This window comes from Barrientosiimonas endolithica (assembly GCF_030296655.1).
Lineage (GTDB): Bacteria > Actinomycetota > Actinomycetes > Actinomycetales > Dermatophilaceae > Barrientosiimonas > Barrientosiimonas humi.
This window is the reverse complement of record NZ_AP027735.1, coordinates 37,246-57,323: the sequence shown is the minus strand read 5'-3', so window position 1 is coordinate 57,323 and position 20,078 is coordinate 37,246. Positions and strand designations below refer to the sequence as shown.

Genomic DNA, 20,078 nt, shown 5'->3' with positions numbered 1-20,078 from the left:
CCGTTCGACTCACAGGCGTGGATCCTCACGACGGGGCTTCACCGAGGCCGGCACGCCCTCGTCACCGATCGCGGGCCAGGTGCAGGTGAACGTGCCGCGATAGCCCGCGAGCCGGCCGAACCGCCGGTTGCTGACGCTCACCTCGATGCGGAACCGCTCGATCGACTCGTCGTAACGCTCGTGCAGCACGGCCTGCCCGGTGAGCTGGTCAGGGAAGCGGAAGCGCAGCGGCCCCTCCTGGAACACCTGGTCGTGCGAACGGATCGTCAGGCCGCCCTCGGTGGTGACCTCGAACGACAGCGGCGTCGCGAGGTGCTGGTGGGTGCCGAGGAAGTCGACGACCTGGTTGCGGCCGGGGTCGAGCACCATCTGGGCGTCGAAGCGCGCCCGCCGGGGTGGCACCTCGAACGTGCGGTTGAACGAGACCGTCTCGCGGCCGAGGGAGTCGACGTAGGGGTAGTTCTCGATCATGAACGGGATGTCGCGCCCCTGCACCGGCACGAGGATGTTGCGCCACGACCCCAGGCGCAGGAACGGCAGCGTCCACGACGGCCCGTGCCACACCTCGTCCATCACGCCGCGGCCGATGCACGCCCGGCCGCCGGCCACGCTGACGCCGAACCGCTTGCGCATCATGGGGTGCAGCCGCTCGAAGTCAGGCCCCATCGCGGTCGCGAAGATGCTCACACCGCCACCTCGACGTGCTCGATCGTGCGGGGCGCGGTGCCTGACGTGCGGTCGGGCGGGGTGCGCAGGGCGCGCCGCGCGTGCGGCACGACCCGGTTCGACCCGAAGACGTACGCCCTCGCCGCCGCCCGGATCCCGTTGCGTTCCGGGGTGTTCCTCCTCCAGCCACAACCGCAGCCGGTCGAAGCTGAAGGCCGTGGCCCAGCCCATCGCCGGGCGGAAGGCGCGGTCGACCAGGCGGCCGACAGGGCCCCAGCGCGTGTCGTAGTCGAAGCCGGTGAGGAAGCGGACACCGTCGTCGGTCGGCACGTATCTCCAGTAACCGCGGCCGATCCTGATGGGGGACAACGGGTTTCGCGACCCGAAGCCCAGGGCGGAGGTGCGGGTGCCGTCGGGCCGCTCGGTCTCGCCGAGGGTGCGACCGACCCCGGCGACGGAGAACGGGCCCAGGCGGATGGCGTACCGAAACTCCTGCGGCTGCTGCGGATCGGGCCGCGGGAGGTAGCTGATCTCGGTGAAGCGCAGGTCCCACCGGGTGTGCTGGGCGGGGTCCTGCGTCAGCTCCCAGAGTCGCTCCATCGGGGCGCGCACGAGCGTCTCGACGTAGATCTGCTCGCCGTGGATCCGCCTGCCCATGCGCCCGGCCTCAGGCCTGCTGGTCCTGGGCGCACTCCTCGCAGGTGCCGAGCAGGGCTGCGTGGCGGGGGTCGATCTCGAACCCCGCTCTCTCGCGCACGGACTCGCGCAGCTGCTCCAGCTCGCTCACCGGGAGGTCGAAGAACCGCTCGCACGACGTGCACTGCAGGTGCGTGTGGCCGTGGCTCTCGCCGGCGGGCGCGAGGTGATAGATCGTCGCGGAGCCCGGCACGTGGGTGTGGGTGAGGATGCCCAGCTCGGAGAGCGAGGTGAGGCTGCGATAGATCGTGGCGCGGTGCACCCCCGGCACCCGGCGGGCGACGGCCGTGGCGATCGACTCGGCGTCGAGGTGCTCGGCGGAGGAGTCGACGACCTCGAGCACGGCGGATCGGCCGGGTGTCACGCGCTCGCCCCGCTCGCGCAGCGCGGCGAGGGCCGCCGTCACCCGCTCGGAACGCCGCTCGATCATGGCCCCAGGGTATGCACCGGCGCCGCCCGCGTCAGGATCCCGTCGACCTGCGTCAAGACCGCGTCAAGCCCGGCCGCGGGCTCCCGCGCGCCTGGCAGCGTCCGGCAGGTGGACCTTCCCGTGCTGACGACTCCCCGACTGCGCCTGCTCCCGACCATGACCGGCCGCCCCGGCGTCGGCCGCTGGCTCGCCCACGACGACCGCGGCCCCGTCGCGACCTGGGCGCTCGCCTGGCCGAGCCGCATTGACCAGGGCCGCGCCGGGGTCGAGGCGCAGCTGACCTGCGAGGTCGAGGGCCGGTGCCGGCTCGAGGGGTTGGCGCGCGAGGGCGCCGAGGCCGTGCTGGCGTACGCCTTCGCCACCCGCCGCCTGCTCCGCGTCTTCGCCGAGACCCCCGCCGGCGACGACGCCGCCCGCGGTCTCGCCGAGCGGCTGGGCATGCGTTACGTGCGCGCGTTCCACCTGTGCCGGCCCGTCGAGGACGACGCCGACCCGTGCACGGTGGAGTACGCGATGACGTACGCCGAGTGGCACCTGGGCGCCCGGCCACCCGCTGCGCAGACGGGCTGAGCACGGTCGCGCGCACCGGGCGACCCGTGACCACTCACCGCCAGCCGCCGCCGGGTGGCAGCATCCGAGACATGCCTCTGCCACCGCTGCGCACCGACCGCCTGCGCCTCGACCCGCTCGGACCGGAGCACCTGGAGCAGCTCGTCGAGCTCGACAGCGACCCCGAGGTGCTGCGCTACCTGTTCGCGCGGCCGCGCACCCGCGCCGAGGTCGAGGAGTCGATGGTGCGCCGCACGAACCCGGCGCACCGGGAGCGTGGCATGGGCTACTGGGCCGGTTTCGCAGGCGAGGAGTTCATCGGGTGGTGGGCGCTGCTGCCGGTGGCCAAGCCACAGGAGGGCGACCCAGGCGACGGCGTGCTCGGCTATCGACTGATGCGCCGCGCGTGGCGCCGCGGCTTCGCCAGCGAGGGCGCGCGCGAGGTGCTGCGCTACGGCTTCGCCGACCTCGGGCTGCCCCGCATCACCGCCGAGACGATGGCCGTCAACGCCGGCTCCCGCGCCGTGATGCGCTCGATCGGCATGACGCACTGGCGGTCCTACCTGCTCGACTTCGACGAGCCGCTGCCCGGCGCCGACGAGGGCGAGGTGCTGTACGCCATCAGCCGCTCCGCGTGGGAGCGTCAGTGAGCGGGGACGCGGGCACCGAGCCGGTCGTGCGGGTCATCACGTGCGAGACCCGAGACTCGCTCGCGGCCGCCGGTCGCCTGTTCGACCAGTACCGGCAGCACTACGGCATGCCCCGGGACGACACCGAGCGAACGCTCGTCTGGCTCACCGAGATGGTCGAGTCACGGATGCTCACGGTGCTGACCGCGTCCGTGGACCCGTCGGCGCGTGTGCCGGTCGGCCTGGCCACCGCCCACGCTGTCCCGGCCTCCCTCGGGCGCGGTCGGTTCTGGCAGGTGCGCGACCTGTACGTGCGCCCCGATGCTCGCCGCCGGGGAGTCGCGGCTGCCCTGGTCGCCACGGTTCGAGACGCGGCGTCGGCCGCTGGAGCGAGTCGCCTGTCCTTGGTGACAGAGCACGACAATCACGCTGCCCTCGATCTCTACCGCCGCCTGGGATTCGTGACCGTGGAGGGGCTCACGACACTCAGCCTCGACCTCGCCGCGCCGCGCGGCCTGGAGGAGTAGGGCTTCGCCGTCAGGTCGGTGGGGTGTAGCGGCCGTCGATGGCGGTCCAGCCGCCGTCGACGAACAGCTGCGAGCCGGTGACGAAGGACGACGCCTCGCTGGCGAGATAGACGACCGCACCGACCAGCTCGTCAGGGCGGGACCAGCGGCCGAGAGCGCTCTTGTCCGAATACGCCTGGCCCCATTCGGGATTCGCGCGGATCTGTTCGGTCAGTGGGGTCTCGACCACGCCCGGCGCAACGGCGTTGACGCGCACCCCGTCCGGCCCGAGCTCCGCGGCGGCGGTGCGCACCAGCTGCATCAGGCCCGCCTTCGTCGCGGCGTACGCCCCCTGCCCCGGCTCCACCGTCACCGCACGGATCGAGGTGAACGCGACGATGCTGCCCCTGCCGCGCTGCGCCATGCGCGCACCGAACGAACTGATCAGCTCGAAGCTGCTGCGCAGGTTGAGCGCCACCACCCGCTCGAACTCCTCCGGCGCGTAGTCGACCATCCGCTTGCGGATGTTGGTGGCCGCGGTGAGCACCAGCACGTCGACCGGGTCGAGCGCCTCCGCCGCTCGCGGGATCGCTTGCGGGGCAAGCACATCCAGCTCGTACGCCCTCGCACCCTCGAGCGTCGACGCCACGTCCTGCGCGGCGGTCAGCTCGCGGTCGGCCACGACCACCTCGGCGCCGAACGCGACGAGTCCCGCGACCAGCTCGCGGCCGATGCCGCCGGCCCCGCCGACGACCACCGCCCGCTTGCCGGTGAGGTCGAACAGGTTGCGGTAGTCGAGATTGCGGTGGTCCGGATTGCCGTGGCCCGTGTCGTCCATCCCTGCTCCTTCACTCCGGCTCGTCACTCCGGCTCGCCCGGCCGGATCACGGCCATCCGGGTCACCGTGAGCTCCTCGATCGCGAACCGTGGGCCCTCGCGCCCGATGCCGGAGTCCTTGACCCCGCCGTACGGCATGACGTCGGACCGGAATCCGGGCACCTCGTTGATCACGACCCCTCCCGCCTCGATCTCCTCGATCGCCCGGAACGCCGTCGCGAGCGACCGGGTGAAAACGCTGGCGTGCAGGCCGTAGCGAGACTCGTTGACGGCCTCGAGCGCGGCGTCCAGGTCGGGCACGGCCCGCACCACGACCACGGGGCCGAACACCTCCTCGTCCCAGACCCGTTGTCCCGCAGGCACGTCCACGAGCACGGTGGGCTCGATCGCGCGGCCCTGCGCCGCCCCGCCCGCGGCGATCTCGGCGCCAGCAGCAGCCGCGTCCTGGACCCAGCCCAGCACCCGGTCGGTCGACCGCGTGTCGATCAACGGCGCGACGCGGGTCGCCTCGTCACGCGGGTCCCCGACGACGACCTGCGCCATCGCCGCACGCAGCAGCCGGACGAAGTCGTCGCGCACCGACTCCACCACGATCACCCGCTGCACGGAGATGCACGCCTGGCCGGAGGCGTAGTAGCCGCCCCGCACCACGGCTGCGGCCGCCGCGTCGAGGTCGGCGTCGTCGCTCACCACCAGCGCGGCGTTGGACCCGAGCTCGAGCAGCACCTTCGTGGGTGCCGCGGCCCGCGCGATCGCGTGCCCGACGGCGGCCGATCCGGTGAACGACACCGCCCCCACCCGCGCGTCGGTCGTCAGGGCGCGCCCCACCTCGGCGTCACCCGTCACGAGCTGCACGGCGGCCATCGGTGCACCGGCCCGCGCCAACGCCTCGCGGAACAGGTGCACCAGCCAGAGGGTCGAAAGCGGTGTGGGCTCAGCGGGTTTCGCGATCACCGGGCATCCCGCCGCGAGGGCCGGCGCGATCTTGTGCGCGGCGAGCAGCAGCGGGTAGTTGTAACCCGCGATGCCCACGACGACGCCGATCGGCCGGCGCTGCCAGAAGCCCACGAGGCCCCGCCCGCTCGCCAGCAGGTCGAGCGGCACCGTCTCGCCGTGCAGCCGCGCCACCTCCTCCGCCGACGTCTCGAGCGTCAGCAGCGTGCGCTCCACCTCGACCCGGCAGTCGACCAGCGGCTTGCCCGTCTCGAGCACCAGCAGCCGCTCGAAGTCCTCACGGTGCGCCGCCACGTCGCGGTGCACGTCCTGCAGCACGGCGCGCCGGACGTACGACGGGAGCCGGCCGACCTCGCGCCGCACCTTGGCCGCGGCGTCCAGCGCCTGCCCGGCCAGCACCGGATCACCCTCGGGCGCCTGCGCGACGACGCTGCCGTCGTACGGGAAGACGACCTCGCGCGAGGCACCCGCTGCCACCCAGGCGTCGCCGACCGGCAGGCCCTCGGGCCACCGGCCGCGCCAGCCGTCGTCGCTCACGAGCGGTCCTGGAAGCGCGGTTGACCCCGGAAGACCGAGGGCAGGGCGTCGCGGTAGGAGCGCCACGTGATGCCCGCCGCGGTCACCGACTCCGCTGCGAGCACCGCCCGCCCGACCGCCCGCGTGACGCAGTCGGCGCCGGCCTCGAGGATCGCGTGGAACCTCCACGCGTCCGGCACGTCGCGGGCGCAGGTCGCCAGCGCGAAGATCGTGTCGCCGTCGAACATCGTGTGCACCGGACGCACCGCCCGGGCCAGCCCGTCGTGCCCGATGCCCGCCAGCTTCTGGCACTGCGCCTTGCCGAGCGTCGCGTCGGTCGCGACCACCCCGATGGTGGTGGCCATGGCGTACGGCGGCACACCGCTCGCCTTCGCGCGCTCCTCGGCCAGCCGGCGTGCTGCGGCGACCTCGGCCGGGTCGGCCGGGTTCATCGGCGGGAAGTCACCGGGCAGCCCGAACCGAGCCGCGTACAGCTCGCCCGTGACCGGATCCGCGCTGGAGCCAATGGCATTCGCGACCACGACGGCTGCCACGGTCGTGCCGTCGGGCAGCACCGCGCTCGCTGACCCGACCGCGCCCTTGAGCCCACCGACCTTCGAGCCGGTGCCCCCGCCGACGTTCCCCTCGACCACCCCGGCGGTCGCGTCGACCGACACCGCGTCGTCGTAGGCCGCTGCCCCCATGTCCGCGTCGGGGCGCGCCCGGAAGTCGCCGCCCCGACCCAGGTCGAAGACCACCGCTGCCGGGACGATGGGCACCACGATGTCGCCGAGCGGAAAGCCGATGCCGGCCTCGTCGAGCCGCTCCATCACTCCCGTCGCGGCCGCGAGCCCGAAGGCGCTCCCCCGCTCAGCACGACCGCGTGCACCCGCTCGACGGCGTTGCGCGGGTCGAGCAGGTCGGTCTCGCGGGTGCCCGGGCCGCCGCCGCGCACGTCGACCCCGCCGACAGCGCCGTCCGGCCCGGTGAGCACGCAGGTCGTGCCGGTCAGCCAGCCGTCGCCGATGCGTTGCGCGTGCCCGACCCGCAGCCCGGTCACGTCGTGCAGCGAGTTCGTGGGTCCTGCAACGGTTTCCGTCATCACCCCTCCGTCCGTCACCCTTCCGTCCATCACCCCTCCTTCCGCACGTCCGCGGCCAGGTCCGCAGCCGACCGCCCGGCGAGGGCGTCGGACAGGTGCGGGATGGCCGCCACGAGCGACCGGGTGTACGCGTGCTCGGGGCGCTCGTAGACCTGCTCGGTCGGTCCGACCTCGACGAACTCGCCGTCCTTCATCACGCCGACCCGCTCGCAGACGTACCGCACCACCGACAGGTCGTGCGAGACGAACAGCAGCGTCAGGTCGAGCCGCTCGACCAGCTCCAGCAGCAGGTTGAGCACCTGCGCCCGCACCGACACGTCGAGCGCGCTCACCGGCTCGTCCGCCACGATGATCCGCGGCTCGGGGGCGAGCGCCCGCGCGATCGAGATGCGCTGCCGCTGCCCGCCGGAGAACTGGTGGGGGTATCGGGCCGCCGCGTCGGCCGGGAGCCCGACCGACTCCAGCAGCTCGGCGATGCGCTCGCGGGGGCGCGGTTTCCCCTGTGCCACAAGGGGTTCGGCGATGATGTCGCCCACCTTCATGCGCGGGTCGAGCGAGCCGATCGGGTCTTGCAGCACCAGCTGCATCCGGTCGCGCACGAACCCCAGCCGGCGTTCGGGCAGACCGGTGATGTCGCGCCCTCGATCTCGACGCGGCCGCTGGTCGGGCGGTCGAGCCCGGCGACGATGCGCAGCAGCGTGGACTTGCCCGACCCCGACTCGCCGACGATCCCGAACCGCTCCCCCGCCGGCACCTCGAGGGTGACGCCGCGCAGGGCGTGCACGACCGGGGCGGGCCGCAGCAACGACCGCCGTGGCCGCCGGAAGTCGCGGGTCACGTCGGTGAGCCGCACCGCGGGCGCCTCGCTCATGCCGCCCCCTCCTCACCCGTCGCCGGGTGCACGCAGGCGTGCCCGTCGTCCTCGTCGCCGACCCACGGCGGCTGCTGCTCGCAGCGGGCGTCGGCGTGGGCGCACCGGGTGCGGAAGACGCAGCCCGCCGGGAACTGCCCCGCCTGCGGCACCGCCCCGGGGATCGTGGCCAGCCGCCCGTCGTCTCCCACCGCGAGGTCGGAGGCGGCGAGCAGCCCCTGCGTGTAGCGGTGCCGCGGCCGGGCGAAGACCTCGGCGACCGGGCCCGCCTCGACGATGCGCCCGCCGTACATCACCAGCACGCGGTCGCACACCGTCGCGACCACCCCGAGGTCGTGGGTGATGAACAGCATCGCCGCGTCGCGCGCCGCGACGCCGCGCACGATCAGGTCGAGCACGAGCGCCTGCACGGTCACGTCGAGCGCGGTGGTCGGCTCGTCGCAGATCAGCAGCGCGGGGTCGTTGGCGAGCGCGATCGCCGTGACGACCCGTTGCCGCTGCCCGCCCGACAGCTGATGGGGGTACGCCCGCGCCACCTCTCCCGGAGAGGGCAGCCCCACGTCGTCGAGCAGCTCGACCGCCGCGCGAGCAGCCTTGCGGTTGCTGCGAGTTCGGTGGATCCGCATGGCCTCGGCCACCTGGTCGCCGACCCGCATCGTCGGGTTGAGCGCCGTCATCGGCTCCTGGAAGATCATCGACATCGTGCGTCCGCGCAGTCCCGCGAGGGTGCGCTCGGGAGCGGTGAGCAGGTTCGGCTCGACCCCGCCCAGACGTACGTCCCCGGTCGCCGACAGCCCCTCCGGCAGCAGACCCATGAGCGCCAGGGCGGTGATCGACTTGCCCGACCCCGACTCCCCGATCAGGCCGACCCGCTCCCCCTGCCCGATCGCGAACGTCAGGTCGTGCACCAGACCGACCGGCCCCACCGTCACCGACAGGTCGCGCACGTCCAGCACGGCGGGCCTGGTCTCGATACGGGCCTCGGCTAGCGCCTCGCCCCTACTCGACCGGCTTGTGTCCGCCCGGCTCGACCCGTCTGGGATTCCGCTCGGCATCTCGCTCATCGTTGGCCCCCGAGTCGCTCCCCGCCACGTGCTTCGCCAGGCGCGGGTCGAGCAGGTCGCGCAGGCCGTCGCCGAGCAGGTTGAAACCCAGCACCGCCAGTGCGATCGCGAGCCCGGGGATCACCACCAGCCGCGGCGCCTGGTCGAGGTAGGACTGGTGCTCCTGCAGCATCCGCCCCCACGAGGGCGTGTCCGGCGGCGCGCCGAGGCCGAGGTAGGACAGCGCCGCCTCCGCGAGGATCGCGATGGCGAACGACACGGACGCCTGGACGATGACCAGGTTCATGACGTTGGGCAGCACGTGCCGCAGCGCGATCGCGAACGGTCGCCGGCCCGCCGCGCGGGCGGCCAGGACGTAGTCGCTCTCCAGCACCACGAGCGCGCCGCTGCGCACGACCCGGGCGAACGCGGGGACGGTCGCGATGCCGATGGCGACCATCGCGGTGACGACGCTGCCGCCGTACACCGCGGCCAGCATGATCGCCAGCAGCAGGGCCGGGAAGGCCAGCAGCAGGTCGCTCGCGCGCATGACCAGCCCGTCGAGCCAGGGCTGCCGACGCGACATCGCGGCGAGCAGCCCCAGCGGGACCCCGACGAGCGCGGCCAGACCGACCGACAGGATGCCGACGAGCAGGGTCGTGCGCGCACCGACCAGCAGCTGGGAGAACACGTCACGGCCGAGCCGGTCGCCGCCCAGCAGGTGGTCGGCGGAGAACCCGGCGAGCCGGTCCTCGGGGGTGACGAGCGTCGGCGGGTAGGGCGTCCAGACGAACGACACGAGCGCGGCCAGGACGACGGCGAGCACGAGCAGACCGCCCACCACGACGCTGGGGTTGGCGCGCCGGCGCAGCCGGGTGATCGCCGCGGTCATCGCGCACCTCGCAGCCGCGGGTCGATGACGAGATAGAGCAGGTCGACGACGAAGCTCACGACGAGCACCGCCGCGACGAGCAGCATGACGATGTCCTGCACCATCAGCAGGTCGCGGTTGGCGACGGCATCGAGCAGCCCCGACCCCAGCCCCGGGATCACGAAGACCCGCTCGACGACGACCGCGCCGACCAGCAGCGTCGCCAGCTGCAGCCCGAGCACGGTGACGACCGGGATCGCCGCGTTGCGCAGCCCGTGGCGCACCAGCGCCCGCATCGGGGTGAGCCCCTTGGCCCGCGCCGTGCGGATGTAGTCCTCGCGCATGACCTCCAGCACCGAGCTGCGCACGTATCGGGCGAGCACCGCCGCCTGCACCAGCGCCAGCGAGGTGACCGGCAGGATCAGCTGCTGCAGGAACAGCGCCGGGTCCTGCGCCGGTGGCGTCCAGCCGCCGGAGGGCAGCCAGCCCAGACCGACCGCGAACACCGCGACGAGCAGGATGCCGGCGAGGAACGCGGGGATCGAGACGCCGACCTGCGACAGGGTCGACAGGACCAGCCCGGAGAGCTGCCGATGGCGTACGGCCATGAGGGTGCCGAGCGGCACGGCCACGAGCATCGCGAGCACCATCGCGCACACCACCAGCCAGAGCGTGACCTGGAAGCGGTCGGCGATCTGCGGGGCGATCGCCGCACGGGAGATGTACGACTCGCCCAGGTCCATGCGCAGCAGCCCGGTGATCCAGCGCCAGTACTGCACGGGCAGCGGGTCGTCCAGCCCGAACTCGCGCTCCAGATCGGCGACTGCTTCGTCGGTTGCGTTGACCCCCAAGGCAACTCGCGCCGGGCTGCCGGGCAGCACGGCCATGAGTCCGAACACGACGACGCTGCTGGCGAGCAGGCTCGCCAGCAGCACCCCGAGGCGGGTCAGGACGCGCAGCAGCACGTCAGGAGCGGCCCAGCGTCGTCAGGTCGAAGCCCTCGGTGATGGCGTTCTTGGGGAGGCCGGTGATGTTCTTGTCGGCGACGATCAGGTTGGGCAGCAGGAACAGGAAGTCGGCGCCGGCGTCGTCGGCGATGAGCCGCGCGGCCTTCTTCATGCTGGCGGTCTCCTGCTGCGGGGTGCCCGTGTCGGCGGCCTTGAGCAGCCCGGCCATCTGCGGGTTGCTGAAGTGGGTGTAGTAGTCCGGGTCGCCGAAAACCGTTGGCAGGTCACGGGGTTCGACGTGCGACACCATCGACAGGTCGTAGTCGCTGTTGGTGAAGACGGTCGTCAGCCACGCGGCGGGGAACTCCAGGGTGTCGGTCTGCACCTTGAACCCGACCTGCTCGAGCATGCTCTTCACGACCGGCCCGCACGACTGCGCGTAGGGCAGCGACGGCAGCCGCAGCCGGACGGTGGTGCCGGTCTTGCCGGCCTGCTGCAGCAGCTGCTTGGCCTTGGCCTGGTCGTACGGCGTGACCTTGGTGAGGTCTTCGTACCAGGGGTCGGTGGGCGGCACCATCGAGCCGATGAGCTGACCGCGCCCGGCCCAGCAGGTGTCGAGGAGCGCCCGGTGGTTGATGCCGTATCGCACGGCCTGGCGAACTCGCTTGTCGTTGAAGGGAGCTCGCGAGGAGTTCATCGACAGCACGACCTCGCCGTTGGTCGTCCCCTCGATGACTTGGTACTGGCTCGTCGGGAACTGGCCGAGCGACTCCGGCGCCTGCACGGTGCCGATGACGTTGATGGTCTTGGAGCGCAGCGCGTTGTTGAGCGCGGTCGGGTCCTTGAAGTACTTCAGCGTGACGGTCTTGAAGTAGGGCTTCTTGCCCCAGTAGTCCTCGTTGCGGGTCAGCACGATCGAGTCGCCGCGGCGCCAGGTGCTGAAGGCGTACGGGCCGGTGCCGACCGGCTTGGTGGCGAGCTGGTCGGCCGCGGTGCGGCTGAAGATCGCACCCACCCGGGTGGTCATGTTGAACAGCCAGCTGTTGCTGGGCTGGCTGAGCGTCACGCGCACCTGGTTGTCGCCGACCTTCTCGGCCTTGGAGACCGGGTCCATCTTGGCCTTGATGGCGATGGTCCAGGCCGACTTCACCTGGTTGATCGACCACACGACGTCGTCGGCGGTGAGCTTCTGGCCGCCGGTGAAGGTGACGTCCGGCCGCAGGTCGAAGGTGTAGGTCTTCCGGTCGGGCGAGACGGTCCACTTCTCGGCGAGGCCGGGCACGATCTTGCCGCTCTGGTCCTGCTTGACGAGCGTCTCGTAGATGTTGCCGAGCTCGACCTGCGGGATGGCCGCGCCGTCGTTCTTGGTGAAGTCGAGGCTCGCCGGTTCGGCCACCAGGCCGATCGTGACCGACTCGCCGGACGGGCCGGACGCGCCCGAGCCGGAGCCGCTGGCGGAGGAGGAGCCGGCGCCGCCGCCCGAGCCGGCGTTGCACGCGGCGGTGAGCAGCGACAGCCCGACGACCGAGCTGACGAGGGCGATCTTGCGGGTCACGGGCACTCCCAGGGCGAGGCGGCGCCACCTGCGCGCCGCGGTGCGTCCCATCCTGGCCCAAATCACCAGGCCGCGCCGCCAAGATGGTGCGGTGGTCGATGACGGATTGGCGTGGCTGAGCGCGACCGAGCTGGTGCGGGCGTACGCCGGTGGTGACCTCTCCCCGGTCGAGGTCCATCGCGCGGTGCAGCGACGCATCGCCGAGCTGGAGCCGACGGTCAACGCGTTCTGGCAGCGCGACGCGGTGGAGTCCGAGCGCGCGGCGCAGCAGAGCGAGGCCCGCTGGCGGGCGGGCGAACCGCTCGGCCCCATCGACGGTGTCCCGATCACGTTGAAGGAGAACGTCGCCCGCGCCGGCGTGCCCATGCCGGCGGGCAACGCCGGGGTCACGCCGGTGGTGCCCGACCGCAACGCCCCGATCACCGACCGCGTGCTGGAGTCGGGCGCGGTCGTGCTCGGGTCGACGGTGATGCCCGACTGGGGGATGCTCTCCTCCGGCGTCTCGTCGCTGCACGGGATCACCCGCAGCCCGCTCGACCCGAGGCTCACGACGGGCGGGTCGAGCTCGGGCGCCGGCGCGGCCGCGGCCGGCGGGTTCGGCCCGCTGCACGTCGGCACCGACATCGGCGGCTCGATCCGGCTGCCCGGCACCTGGCTGGGGCTTGCGACGCTCAAGCCGTCGGACGGGCGGGTGCCGATCGACGTGCCCTACCTCGGCCGCGTGGCCGGGCCGATGGCCCGCACGGTGGACGACCTCGCGCTGCTCATGTCGGTCATCGCGCAGCCCGACCCGCGCGACTGGGCGAGCCTGCCGCCGGCCGAGATCGACTGGGACACTTCGGGATTCGAGCCTCGATCAGTGCGGGTGGGGCTGCTGCTCGACGCCGGCTGCGGCATGCCGGTCGACCCCGAGGTGCGGGCGGTGGTCGAGCGCGCCGCCGGTGCGCTCGGCGACGCCGGCGCGGAGGTCGTACCCTCGAACCGTGGATGACCGACGACCTGCTGGCCGACCTCGACACGTTCTGGCGCGTGCGGTCCTACGTCGACCTCGTCGCCCTGCCGCCGGAGCAGCGCGAGCGGGTGCTGCCGTTCATCGCGCGCTGGGCCACGGCGGCCGCCGACACCCAGGGCACCCGGCTGATGCAGTGCTACACCGCGACCAACACCATCCGGGCGCGCACGGTGGCGGCGACCCAGGCGTACGACGTCGTCCTGTCTCCCGTCGCGCCCATGGCGGCCTTCCCCGCCGAGTGGCCGATGCCGTGGGGCGAGGGCGACACCGCGATGGCGCACATCGGGTTCACCGTGCCGCTCAACATGTCCGGCCAGCCCGCGGCGACGGTCGACGCCGGGCGCACCGCCGACGGGCGCACGGTCGGGGTGCAGGTCGCCGGCCGCCGCTTCGACGACCTCGGGGTGCTGCGCGCGGCCCGGTGGCTCGAGTCCGCCCTGCGGGGGCGCTGACGATGCCCCGCCGCCTGATCGCCCCCGCGCTGTGGATCGTGGCGGGCGCCGCGCTGGCCGCGTGGGCCTGGTTCGGCCCGGGCGTGCTGGACGGGCCGAGCCGGACGACCGGCCTGCTGCCCTACCTCCTTGCCTACTGCGTGCTGACCGTCGGCGCGATCAGCCTCGTGCTGCGCCTGCGACCGGGCGGCCCCTGGGCGGCGCTCGCGGCAGGCCTGGCCCTGACGGTGCTCGTGCTCGCCGTTCCGTGGTGGTCGGCGGGGCGGCAGGGGCAGCAGGACGTCGCCTGGTCCGCGACCTCGGACGAGGCCGACGCGAAGGTCGTCGGCGAGCGGCTCTACCTGCTGCTGCGCTCCGCGACCGACGGCCCGGCACGCCTCGAGGTGCGCGACCTGCCCTCCGGCGCAGCCCGGTGGGGTCGCGACCTGCCCGGCGCCACCGGGGAGCAGATCGCCGCCGTCACCGACGACGGCGCGGTGCTCGTGGAGGGGAGCCCCGACGGCCGCGAGAGCGTCACCCGCTTCAGCCCGCAGGGCGTTCGACAGTGGTCGCGACCCGAGACGCAGGTGCTGGCCGCCACCCCGGGCACCACGGTGCTCCAGGAGTGCACGGAGCGCAGCTACCGATCGTGCCGGATGCAGGGCGTGGACGTGCGGGGCAGGACTCGCTGGGCGAGGACGTACGTGCCCGAGGAGGAGGTCGAGCGTCGCGTGCGCGACGGGGACGGGCCGGAGGCGCCCGCCCCGTCCGTGGTCGCCCTGGTCGAACCGAGCATCAACGACACGGGCACCCGGGTCACCCTGCTCGACGCCGACACCGGGCAGCCACGGCAGCAGGTGCGCACCGCGCCGACCGGGGCCGACCTGGCGATGGCCCGCGGCCGCTCCGTGACGGTGCTGTCCGGCCTCGACGGGGCCTGCCGCTGGCAGGTGCTCGACGCCACGCGCACCCGCACGACCACCCTGCCGGGCTACTGCCCGACGGCGAGCCTGCGCTCCCTGGGGCCGGACCAGCTGCTCACCGGTGGGACGGTCTACGGTCCCGGCCCGCGCGCCCAGGTGCTCGACCTGCGCACCGCCCGCCCGCGCACGATGCGGTACGCCCAGAGCGGGTCGACCTCGCCGCTGGTCGCCCTCGACCTGGAAGGGACGGATCCGAGCGCGGTGGACCCGTTCACCGGGCGCCGGCTCTGGCCGCTCGGCCCCGAGCGGACCGGGCAGCAGTGGTTCGTCGGCGGCGCCGTGGCCCGGCTCCGGTCCCTCGACGGCGAAGCGGTCAATCCGTTCCTGCTCCGCGACCCGGGACGGCCGCCGCGGCAGGTCGAGCTGCTGGCGCCGCGCACGGGGCAGCGGCTGGCGGCCGTCGTCTGCGACGACTTCACCGCGGTCGACAGCGTCGGCGACGACTGGGTGCTGGTCAGGTGCGGTGACGAGCTGCGCTTGGTCGCCCCCTCGGGCTGATGCCGTCACGCCGGGCGGATGCCGTCACGCCGGGCCGACGAGCGTGAGCGCGACCGCCGGACCTGGTAAGGGTTGACGGTGGTCCGCCGACTCATCGCTCCGACGCTGTGGCTGATCGTGGCCCTGGCGGTGGGCACGCTGGCCTGGATGACCGGCCAGGGTGTGGCGGCCCACGTGGCGGCGTGCACGGTCGGCGGGTTCGCCGCGGGCTGGTTCGTCCGCCGGCTGCGCCCGGCCGCGCCGGAGCAGCGCAGCGAGGGCCCCGGTCGGCTCGTGCTGCCGGTCGTTGCGAGCGTGCTGGTGGCCGCCGTCGGCGTCGGGGTGCCGTGGTGGCTGGCCTACCAGTCCGAGCTCCGGGATGTCGCGTGGACGATGCCCTACCGCAGCGAGACGCCGACCGTGGTCGGCGACAGGGTGTACCTGCGCACCGACAGCGCCACAGCCGGGGAGCCCTCGTGGCTCGAGGTGCGCGATATCCGCTCCGGCAAGCACCTGTGGTCACGCCGGTTCCCCGCCCGCGCCCCCTGGTCGCGCAATCTCATGCTCGGTCGCTTGCAGGTCGCCGAGGACGGCTCGGTGATCCTCAAGGTCGACTCGGACAACGGGCCCGAACGGGTCCTGCGACTATCGTCCGACGGCGCGCTGCGCTGGGAGCGCCCCACGAGCTACGTGGTCGCCGCAACAGCCCGGACCACGGTCCTGGAGACCTGCTCCCTCGACCCACCGAACCGCTGTCGCCTCGAAGGCGTCGGGCAGCGCGGCGAGCGTCGCTGGACGATGACGTACGACCGCGACGACCCGAGCGAGGCCTTCGACTTCGAGACCAACGAGAACCCCGACCTGACCCTCCCGACGGTGGCGCCCGTCGTCGAGCGCCCGGCTGGGCGGCAGCGGGTGACCCTGGTCGACGCCGACACCGGCCAGCGCCGCCAGCGCGTCGACGACCCGAGCGGCGACCGCATGACGCGGGTCGTGGCGCAGGGGCGCTACGTCTGGGCGCTCGACGCCGGCGGCAACCGCTGCCGGTGGTTCGTCCTCGACGCCACCCGAGTGCGCTCCACCGTGCCCACCGGACCGTGCGACCGGGTCTCGTCGGCGAGGACGCTGGTCGGCGACCAGGTGTTCCTCTCGCGGGAGCACGGGAGCGAGGCCGGGTTCGGCTGGACGCTCGACCTCGCGAGCGCCACCGCGCGACCGATGCCCTACGCGACCGGCGACCTCACCACGCCCCAGGCCGCGCTCAGCCTCGACGACTCCGACCCGGTCGCCGTCGATCCCGTGACCGGACGACGGCTCTGGTCGCTCACCCCCTCGCCCGACGTCGGCAACGACGTGACGGTGGGCGAGTCCGTCGTACGCGTCGGTCAGGACCTCCCGTCGAGCAACAACCCGTTCTCGCCGCACACGGATGACAACCCCGGGCGCACCGTCGAGCTGCTGGCACCACGCACCGGGCAGCAGCTCGCGTCGATGTCCTGCGCCGGCTCGGGCGACGTGGAGGCGCTGGGCGCGGACTGGGCGCTGGTGACCTGCGGCAACGAGTTCCGCCTGCTGACCTCCCGCTGAGGAGGGGCCCTCCCTGACCAGCAGGACCTACGCCGAGGTAAGTCCGCACTCCGCCGCACCCTGCCTTTACCAGCGAGTAATATGGGGATTCGTACCGACGAGTAACATGCGGCCGAAGGAGCCATCAGTGGGTCACTACAAGAGCAACGTGCGCGACCTGGAGTTCAACCTCTTCGAGGTCTTCGGGCGCGAGGACGTCCTGGGGGCCGGGCCCTACGCCGAGCTCGACGCCGACACCGCGCGCGAGATGCTGCAGCAGATGTCGGTCCTGGCCGAGAACGACCTGGCCGCCTCGTTCGACGACGCCGACCGCCACCCGCCGGTCTACGACCCGGCGACCACCGACGTCCAGATCCCCGAGAGCTTCAAGAAGAGCTACCAGGCCTACATCGACTCCGGCTTCTGGGCCGTCGACGTCCCGGGCGAGCTCGACGGCACGGTCGCGCCGCCGTCGCTGAAGTGGGCGATGAACGAGATGGTGCTCGGCGCCAACCCGGCGATCGCGATGTACGCCGCGAGCTACGCCTTCGCCAAGCTGCTGTACGTCCTCGGCACCGACGAGCAGAAGAAGCTGGCTCGGTGGATCGTCGAGAAGGGCTGGCACTGCACGATGGTGCTGACCGAGCCCGACGCCGGCTCCGACGTCGGCGCCGGCCGCACCAAGGCCGCGCAGAACGACGACGGCACCTGGAACGTCACGGGCGTGAAGCGCTTCATCACCTCGGCCGAGTCCGACATGGTCGACAACGTCATCCACTTCGTGCTCGCCCGCCCCGAGGGCGCCGGCCCGGGCACCAAGGGCCTGTCGCTGTTCATCGTCCCCAAGTTCCACGTCGACCTCGAGACCGGCGAGCTGGGCGAGCGCAACGGCGCCTACGTCACCAACGTCGAGCACAAGATGGGCCTGAAGGTCTCGACCACCTGCGAGCTGACGTTCGGCGACAAGGAGCCGGCCACCGGCAGCCTGCTCGGCGACGAGCACAACGGCATCGCCCAGATGTTCCGCGTCATCGAGCACGCGCGAATGCTGGTGGGCACCAAGGCGATCGCGACCCTCTCGACCGGTTACCTCAACGCGCTCGACTACGCCAAGGAGCGCGTGCAGGGCGCCGACATGACCACCCCGGCCAAGGACGCGCCGCGCGTCACGATCACCCACCACCCCGACGTGCGCCGGTCGCTGATGCTGCAGAAGGCGTACGCCGAGGGCCTGCGCGCGCTGGTCATCTTCACCGCCTCGCAGCAGGACACCGTCGACGTCGAGCAGCTGCGCACCGGCAGCGAGACGGTCGCGCAGGACTCGCCGGCCTACCTCGCCCAGCGGGTCAACGACCTGCTGCTGCCGATCGTCAAGGGCGTGGGCTCGGAGCGGGCGTGGGTGCTGCTCGGCACCGAGTCGCTGCAGACCTTCGGCGGTTCGGGCTTCCTGCAGGACTACCCCGTCGAGCAGTACATCCGCGACGCCAAGATCGACACCCTCTACGAGGGCACCACGGCGATCCAGTCGCTCGACTTCTTCTTCCGCAAGATCATCAAGGACCAGGGTCAGGCCATCGGCTGGCTCGCCCAGGAGATCGCCGCGACCGTCAAGGGCGGCGCCGGCGACGACACGCTGAAGACCGAGCGCGAGCTGCTCGGCAAGGCCGTCGACGACTTCCAGGCGATCCTCGGCGTCATGGGCGGCCACGCCATGGCGGCGATGGACCAGCCCGAGGAGGCCTACAAGGTCGGCCTCAACTCGGTGCGGCTGCTGATGGGCGCGGGTGACGTGATCATCGGCTGGCTGCTGCTGCGCCAGGCCGAGGTCGCCCAGGCCCGGCTCGACGCGGGCGACGCCGGCAAGGACGAGGCGTTCTACACCGGCAAGGTCGCGGCCGCGAAGTTCTTCGCGCAGACCGTCCTCCCGCGCCTCGCCGCCGACCGGGTGATCGCCGAGGGCGTCAACCTGGAGCTGATGGAGCTGCCCGAGGCCGCGTTCTGACCCGAGCAGCGCAAAGATGCGCGAGGCGTACAGGCATGCCTGTGCGCCTCGCGCGTTCTTGAGCAGGGGCCGCGACCGCCGCAGCCGCGCGGGCGGGAGCGGCCCGGCGATGGCGTACGTCGGGGTCGGGTCAGGCCAAATCGGCCAGCCGGCGCAGCGCCAGCTCGTAACCCTGGATGCCGCAGCCCACGATCACGCCGGAGGCGAGGTCGGACAGGTAGGAGTGGTGCCGGAAGGCGTCGCGGGCGAACACGTTGGACACGTGCACCTCGACGAACGGCAGCGCCACCGCCGCGAGCGCGTCGCGCAGCGCGACGGAGGTGTGGGTGTATCCGGCGGCGTTGACGATCAGCGCGTCCGCGCTCCCGGCGGCGCCCTGCACCGCGTCGACCAGGTCGCCCTCGCGGTTGGACTGCACCCAGGTCAGCTCGCAGTCGAGCTCGCCGGCCACGGCGGCGCACCGCTGCTCGGCGTCGGCCAGGGTGCCCGCGCCGTAGACGTCGGGCTCACGCTGACCGAGCAGGTTGAGGTTGGGGCCGTTGACCACCAGCACGCGCATCGCCATGCGCGGCAGTATCCCAGCCCCGCCATCCCACCCCCGCCGAGGAGGGGCGGCCCCGGGCCCTCGCTGCGGAGGCGTCACATGCGGCGGTCGGCCAGCACCGGGAAGTCCTCGCGGGCCTTGGCGACCGTGCTGGTGTCGACCTCGACCGACAGCACCTCCTCGCCCGCACCGGCCTCGGCCAGCACCTCGCCCGTGGGCGAGACGACGGCGCTGTGGCCGCCCATCTCGGTGCCCGCGTGGGTGCCGGCGGTGTTGCAGCCGACGACGACGCACTGGTCCTCCAGCGCCCGGGCGCGCAGCAGTAGACGCCAGTGCTCCACGCGCGCCATCGGCCACGCGGCGGGAATCACGAAAACCGTTGCGCCCTGGTCGATCTGGGCACGATAGAGCTCGGGGAAGCGCAGGTCGTAGCAGGTCGACAGCGCGCCTCGCGACCCGTCGGGCAGGTCGAGCAGCACGACGTCCTCGCCCGCCTCCATCAGCTTGGGCTCGCCGCCGCCGAAGCCGAACCGGTGGATCTTGCGGTAGGTCGCGACGCGCTCGCCGGAGGCGTCGAGCACGACCGAGGTGTTCCACAGCTCCTTGCCCTCGGGGCCGGTCTCGTCACCGGGGCGCTCGACGATCGACCCGGCGTGCACCATCGCGCCGATCTCGCGGGCGGCCTGCGCCATGCGCTGCACGACGTCACCGTCGACCTGCTGGGCGCGCTCCTCCCACGAGCGGTAGTCGAAGCCGCCCGCCGACCACAGCTCGGGCAGCACCACGAGGTCGTGGCCGCGCTGCTGCTCCACGAGCCCGGCCGCGCGCTCGGTGCGCTCGGCGACGAACTCGCTGTCGTCGTACGCCAGCTGGATCACGGCGATGCGCATG

Annotated in this window: 18 protein-coding genes and 2 pseudogenes; 8 read left to right on the top strand and 12 right to left on the bottom strand. The window is 72.8% G+C overall.

The features are described 5' to 3' along the window. Window positions 1-9: 9 nt before the first annotated feature. Window positions 10-1,323: a DUF4166 domain-containing protein gene (locus QUE40_RS00270; RefSeq protein ID WP_289231961.1), complete on the bottom strand. Its 1,314-nt coding sequence runs from the start codon at window positions 1,321-1,323 to the stop codon at window positions 10-12. Between the two features lie 10 nt (window positions 1,324-1,333). Then, a complete protein-coding gene (locus QUE40_RS00265) occupies window positions 1,334-1,792 on the bottom strand; it encodes a Fur family transcriptional regulator (protein WP_289231960.1) in 459 nt (152 codons plus the stop codon). 108 nt (window positions 1,793-1,900) lie between these two features. Between QUE40_RS00265 and QUE40_RS00260 the strand changes: the two genes are divergently transcribed. The 3 genes from QUE40_RS00260 (at window position 1,901) to QUE40_RS00250 (ending at window position 3,497) form a co-directional block, all read left to right on the top strand. Then, on the top strand, window positions 1,901-2,362 hold the full coding sequence (locus tag QUE40_RS00260; protein WP_289231959.1) for a GNAT family N-acetyltransferase: 462 nt from the start codon (window positions 1,901-1,903) through the stop codon (window positions 2,360-2,362). Between the two features lie 71 nt (window positions 2,363-2,433). Further along, the gene (locus tag QUE40_RS00255; protein ID WP_289231958.1) at window positions 2,434-2,991 is read left to right on the top strand and encodes a GNAT family N-acetyltransferase; all 558 of its coding nucleotides are present in this window, start codon (window positions 2,434-2,436) and stop codon (window positions 2,989-2,991) included. Further along, complete coding sequence (locus QUE40_RS00250) at window positions 2,988-3,497, top strand: GNAT family N-acetyltransferase (RefSeq protein WP_289231957.1); 510 nt, start codon at window positions 2,988-2,990, stop codon at window positions 3,495-3,497. Before QUE40_RS00255 ends, QUE40_RS00250 begins: the two co-directional genes overlap by 4 nt. A 10-nt stretch (window positions 3,498-3,507) precedes the next feature. Here the strand turns inward: QUE40_RS00250 and QUE40_RS00245 are convergent, their stop codons facing one another. The 8 genes and pseudogenes from QUE40_RS00245 to QUE40_RS00210 all read right to left on the bottom strand — a co-directional run bounded on the left by QUE40_RS00245 (window position 3,508) and on the right by QUE40_RS00210 (window position 12,172). Next, window positions 3,508-4,314 (bottom strand): SDR family NAD(P)-dependent oxidoreductase, encoded by an 807-nt coding sequence (locus tag QUE40_RS00245; RefSeq protein WP_289231956.1) that lies wholly within the window; start codon window positions 4,312-4,314, stop codon window positions 3,508-3,510. Window positions 4,315-4,337: 23 nt separating this feature from the next. Then, a complete protein-coding gene (locus QUE40_RS00240; protein WP_289231955.1) occupies window positions 4,338-5,804 on the bottom strand; it encodes an aldehyde dehydrogenase family protein in 1,467 nt (488 codons plus the stop codon). Then, window positions 5,801-6,885, bottom strand: a pseudogene (locus QUE40_RS00235) (P1 family peptidase). Before QUE40_RS00235 ends, QUE40_RS00240 begins: the two are co-directional and overlap by 4 nt. A 29-nt stretch (window positions 6,886-6,914) precedes the next feature. Next, window positions 6,915-7,756: pseudogene (locus QUE40_RS00230) on the bottom strand (ATP-binding cassette domain-containing protein). After that, window positions 7,753-8,712, bottom strand: a complete 960-nt coding sequence (locus tag QUE40_RS00225; protein ID WP_350227018.1) for an ABC transporter ATP-binding protein — start codon at window positions 8,710-8,712, stop codon at window positions 7,753-7,755. The pseudogene QUE40_RS00230 and the gene QUE40_RS00225 overlap by 4 nt, the downstream one beginning before the upstream one ends. Window positions 8,713-8,755: 43 nt before the next feature. Next, window positions 8,756-9,691 carry an ABC transporter permease gene (locus QUE40_RS00220; RefSeq protein ID WP_289231953.1) on the bottom strand — a complete coding sequence of 312 codons (936 nt, stop codon included), beginning with the start codon at window positions 9,689-9,691 and terminating at the stop codon, window positions 8,756-8,758. Continuing rightward, window positions 9,688-10,635, bottom strand: a complete 948-nt coding sequence (locus QUE40_RS00215; RefSeq protein ID WP_289231952.1) for an ABC transporter permease — start codon at window positions 10,633-10,635, stop codon at window positions 9,688-9,690. The genes QUE40_RS00220 and QUE40_RS00215 overlap by 4 nt, the downstream gene beginning before the upstream one ends. A 1-nt stretch (window position 10,636) precedes the next feature. After that, complete coding sequence (locus QUE40_RS00210) at window positions 10,637-12,172, bottom strand: ABC transporter substrate-binding protein (RefSeq protein WP_350227017.1); 1,536 nt, start codon at window positions 12,170-12,172, stop codon at window positions 10,637-10,639. A gap of 91 nt (window positions 12,173-12,263) precedes the next feature. Between QUE40_RS00210 and QUE40_RS18655 the strand changes: the two genes are divergently transcribed. The 5 genes from QUE40_RS18655 to QUE40_RS00190 all read left to right on the top strand — a co-directional run bounded on the left by QUE40_RS18655 (window position 12,264) and on the right by QUE40_RS00190 (window position 18,643). Next, complete coding sequence (locus QUE40_RS18655) at window positions 12,264-13,163, top strand: amidase family protein (RefSeq protein WP_350227016.1); 900 nt, start codon at window positions 12,264-12,266, stop codon at window positions 13,161-13,163. Further along, window positions 13,160-13,636, top strand: coding sequence for an amidase family protein (locus QUE40_RS18650; RefSeq protein ID WP_350227015.1), 477 nt, complete (start codon window positions 13,160-13,162; stop codon window positions 13,634-13,636). Before QUE40_RS18655 ends, QUE40_RS18650 begins: the two co-directional genes overlap by 4 nt. Before the next feature lie 2 nt (window positions 13,637-13,638). Further along, a complete protein-coding gene (locus QUE40_RS00200) occupies window positions 13,639-15,096 on the top strand; it encodes a hypothetical protein (protein ID WP_289231950.1) in 1,458 nt (485 codons plus the stop codon). A gap of 78 nt (window positions 15,097-15,174) precedes the next feature. Then, the gene (locus QUE40_RS00195; RefSeq protein ID WP_289231949.1) at window positions 15,175-16,662 is read left to right on the top strand and encodes a hypothetical protein; all 1,488 of its coding nucleotides are present in this window, start codon (window positions 15,175-15,177) and stop codon (window positions 16,660-16,662) included. A 127-nt stretch (window positions 16,663-16,789) separates the two neighbouring features. Continuing rightward, window positions 16,790-18,643, top strand: coding sequence for an acyl-CoA dehydrogenase (locus QUE40_RS00190; RefSeq protein WP_289231948.1), 1,854 nt, complete (start codon window positions 16,790-16,792; stop codon window positions 18,641-18,643). A 130-nt stretch (window positions 18,644-18,773) separates the two neighbouring features. On the opposite strand, the gene aroQ is transcribed toward QUE40_RS00190, so the two are convergent. Together aroQ and QUE40_RS00180 are read right to left on the bottom strand one after the other, a co-directional pair. Further along, on the bottom strand, window positions 18,774-19,208 hold the full coding sequence (gene aroQ, locus QUE40_RS00185; protein WP_289231947.1) for a type II 3-dehydroquinate dehydratase: 435 nt from the start codon (window positions 19,206-19,208) through the stop codon (window positions 18,774-18,776). A gap of 74 nt (window positions 19,209-19,282) precedes the next feature. Further along, window positions 19,283-20,077, bottom strand: a complete 795-nt coding sequence (locus QUE40_RS00180; RefSeq protein WP_289231946.1) for a carbon-nitrogen family hydrolase — start codon at window positions 20,075-20,077, stop codon at window positions 19,283-19,285. Window position 20,078 lies beyond the last annotated feature (1 nt).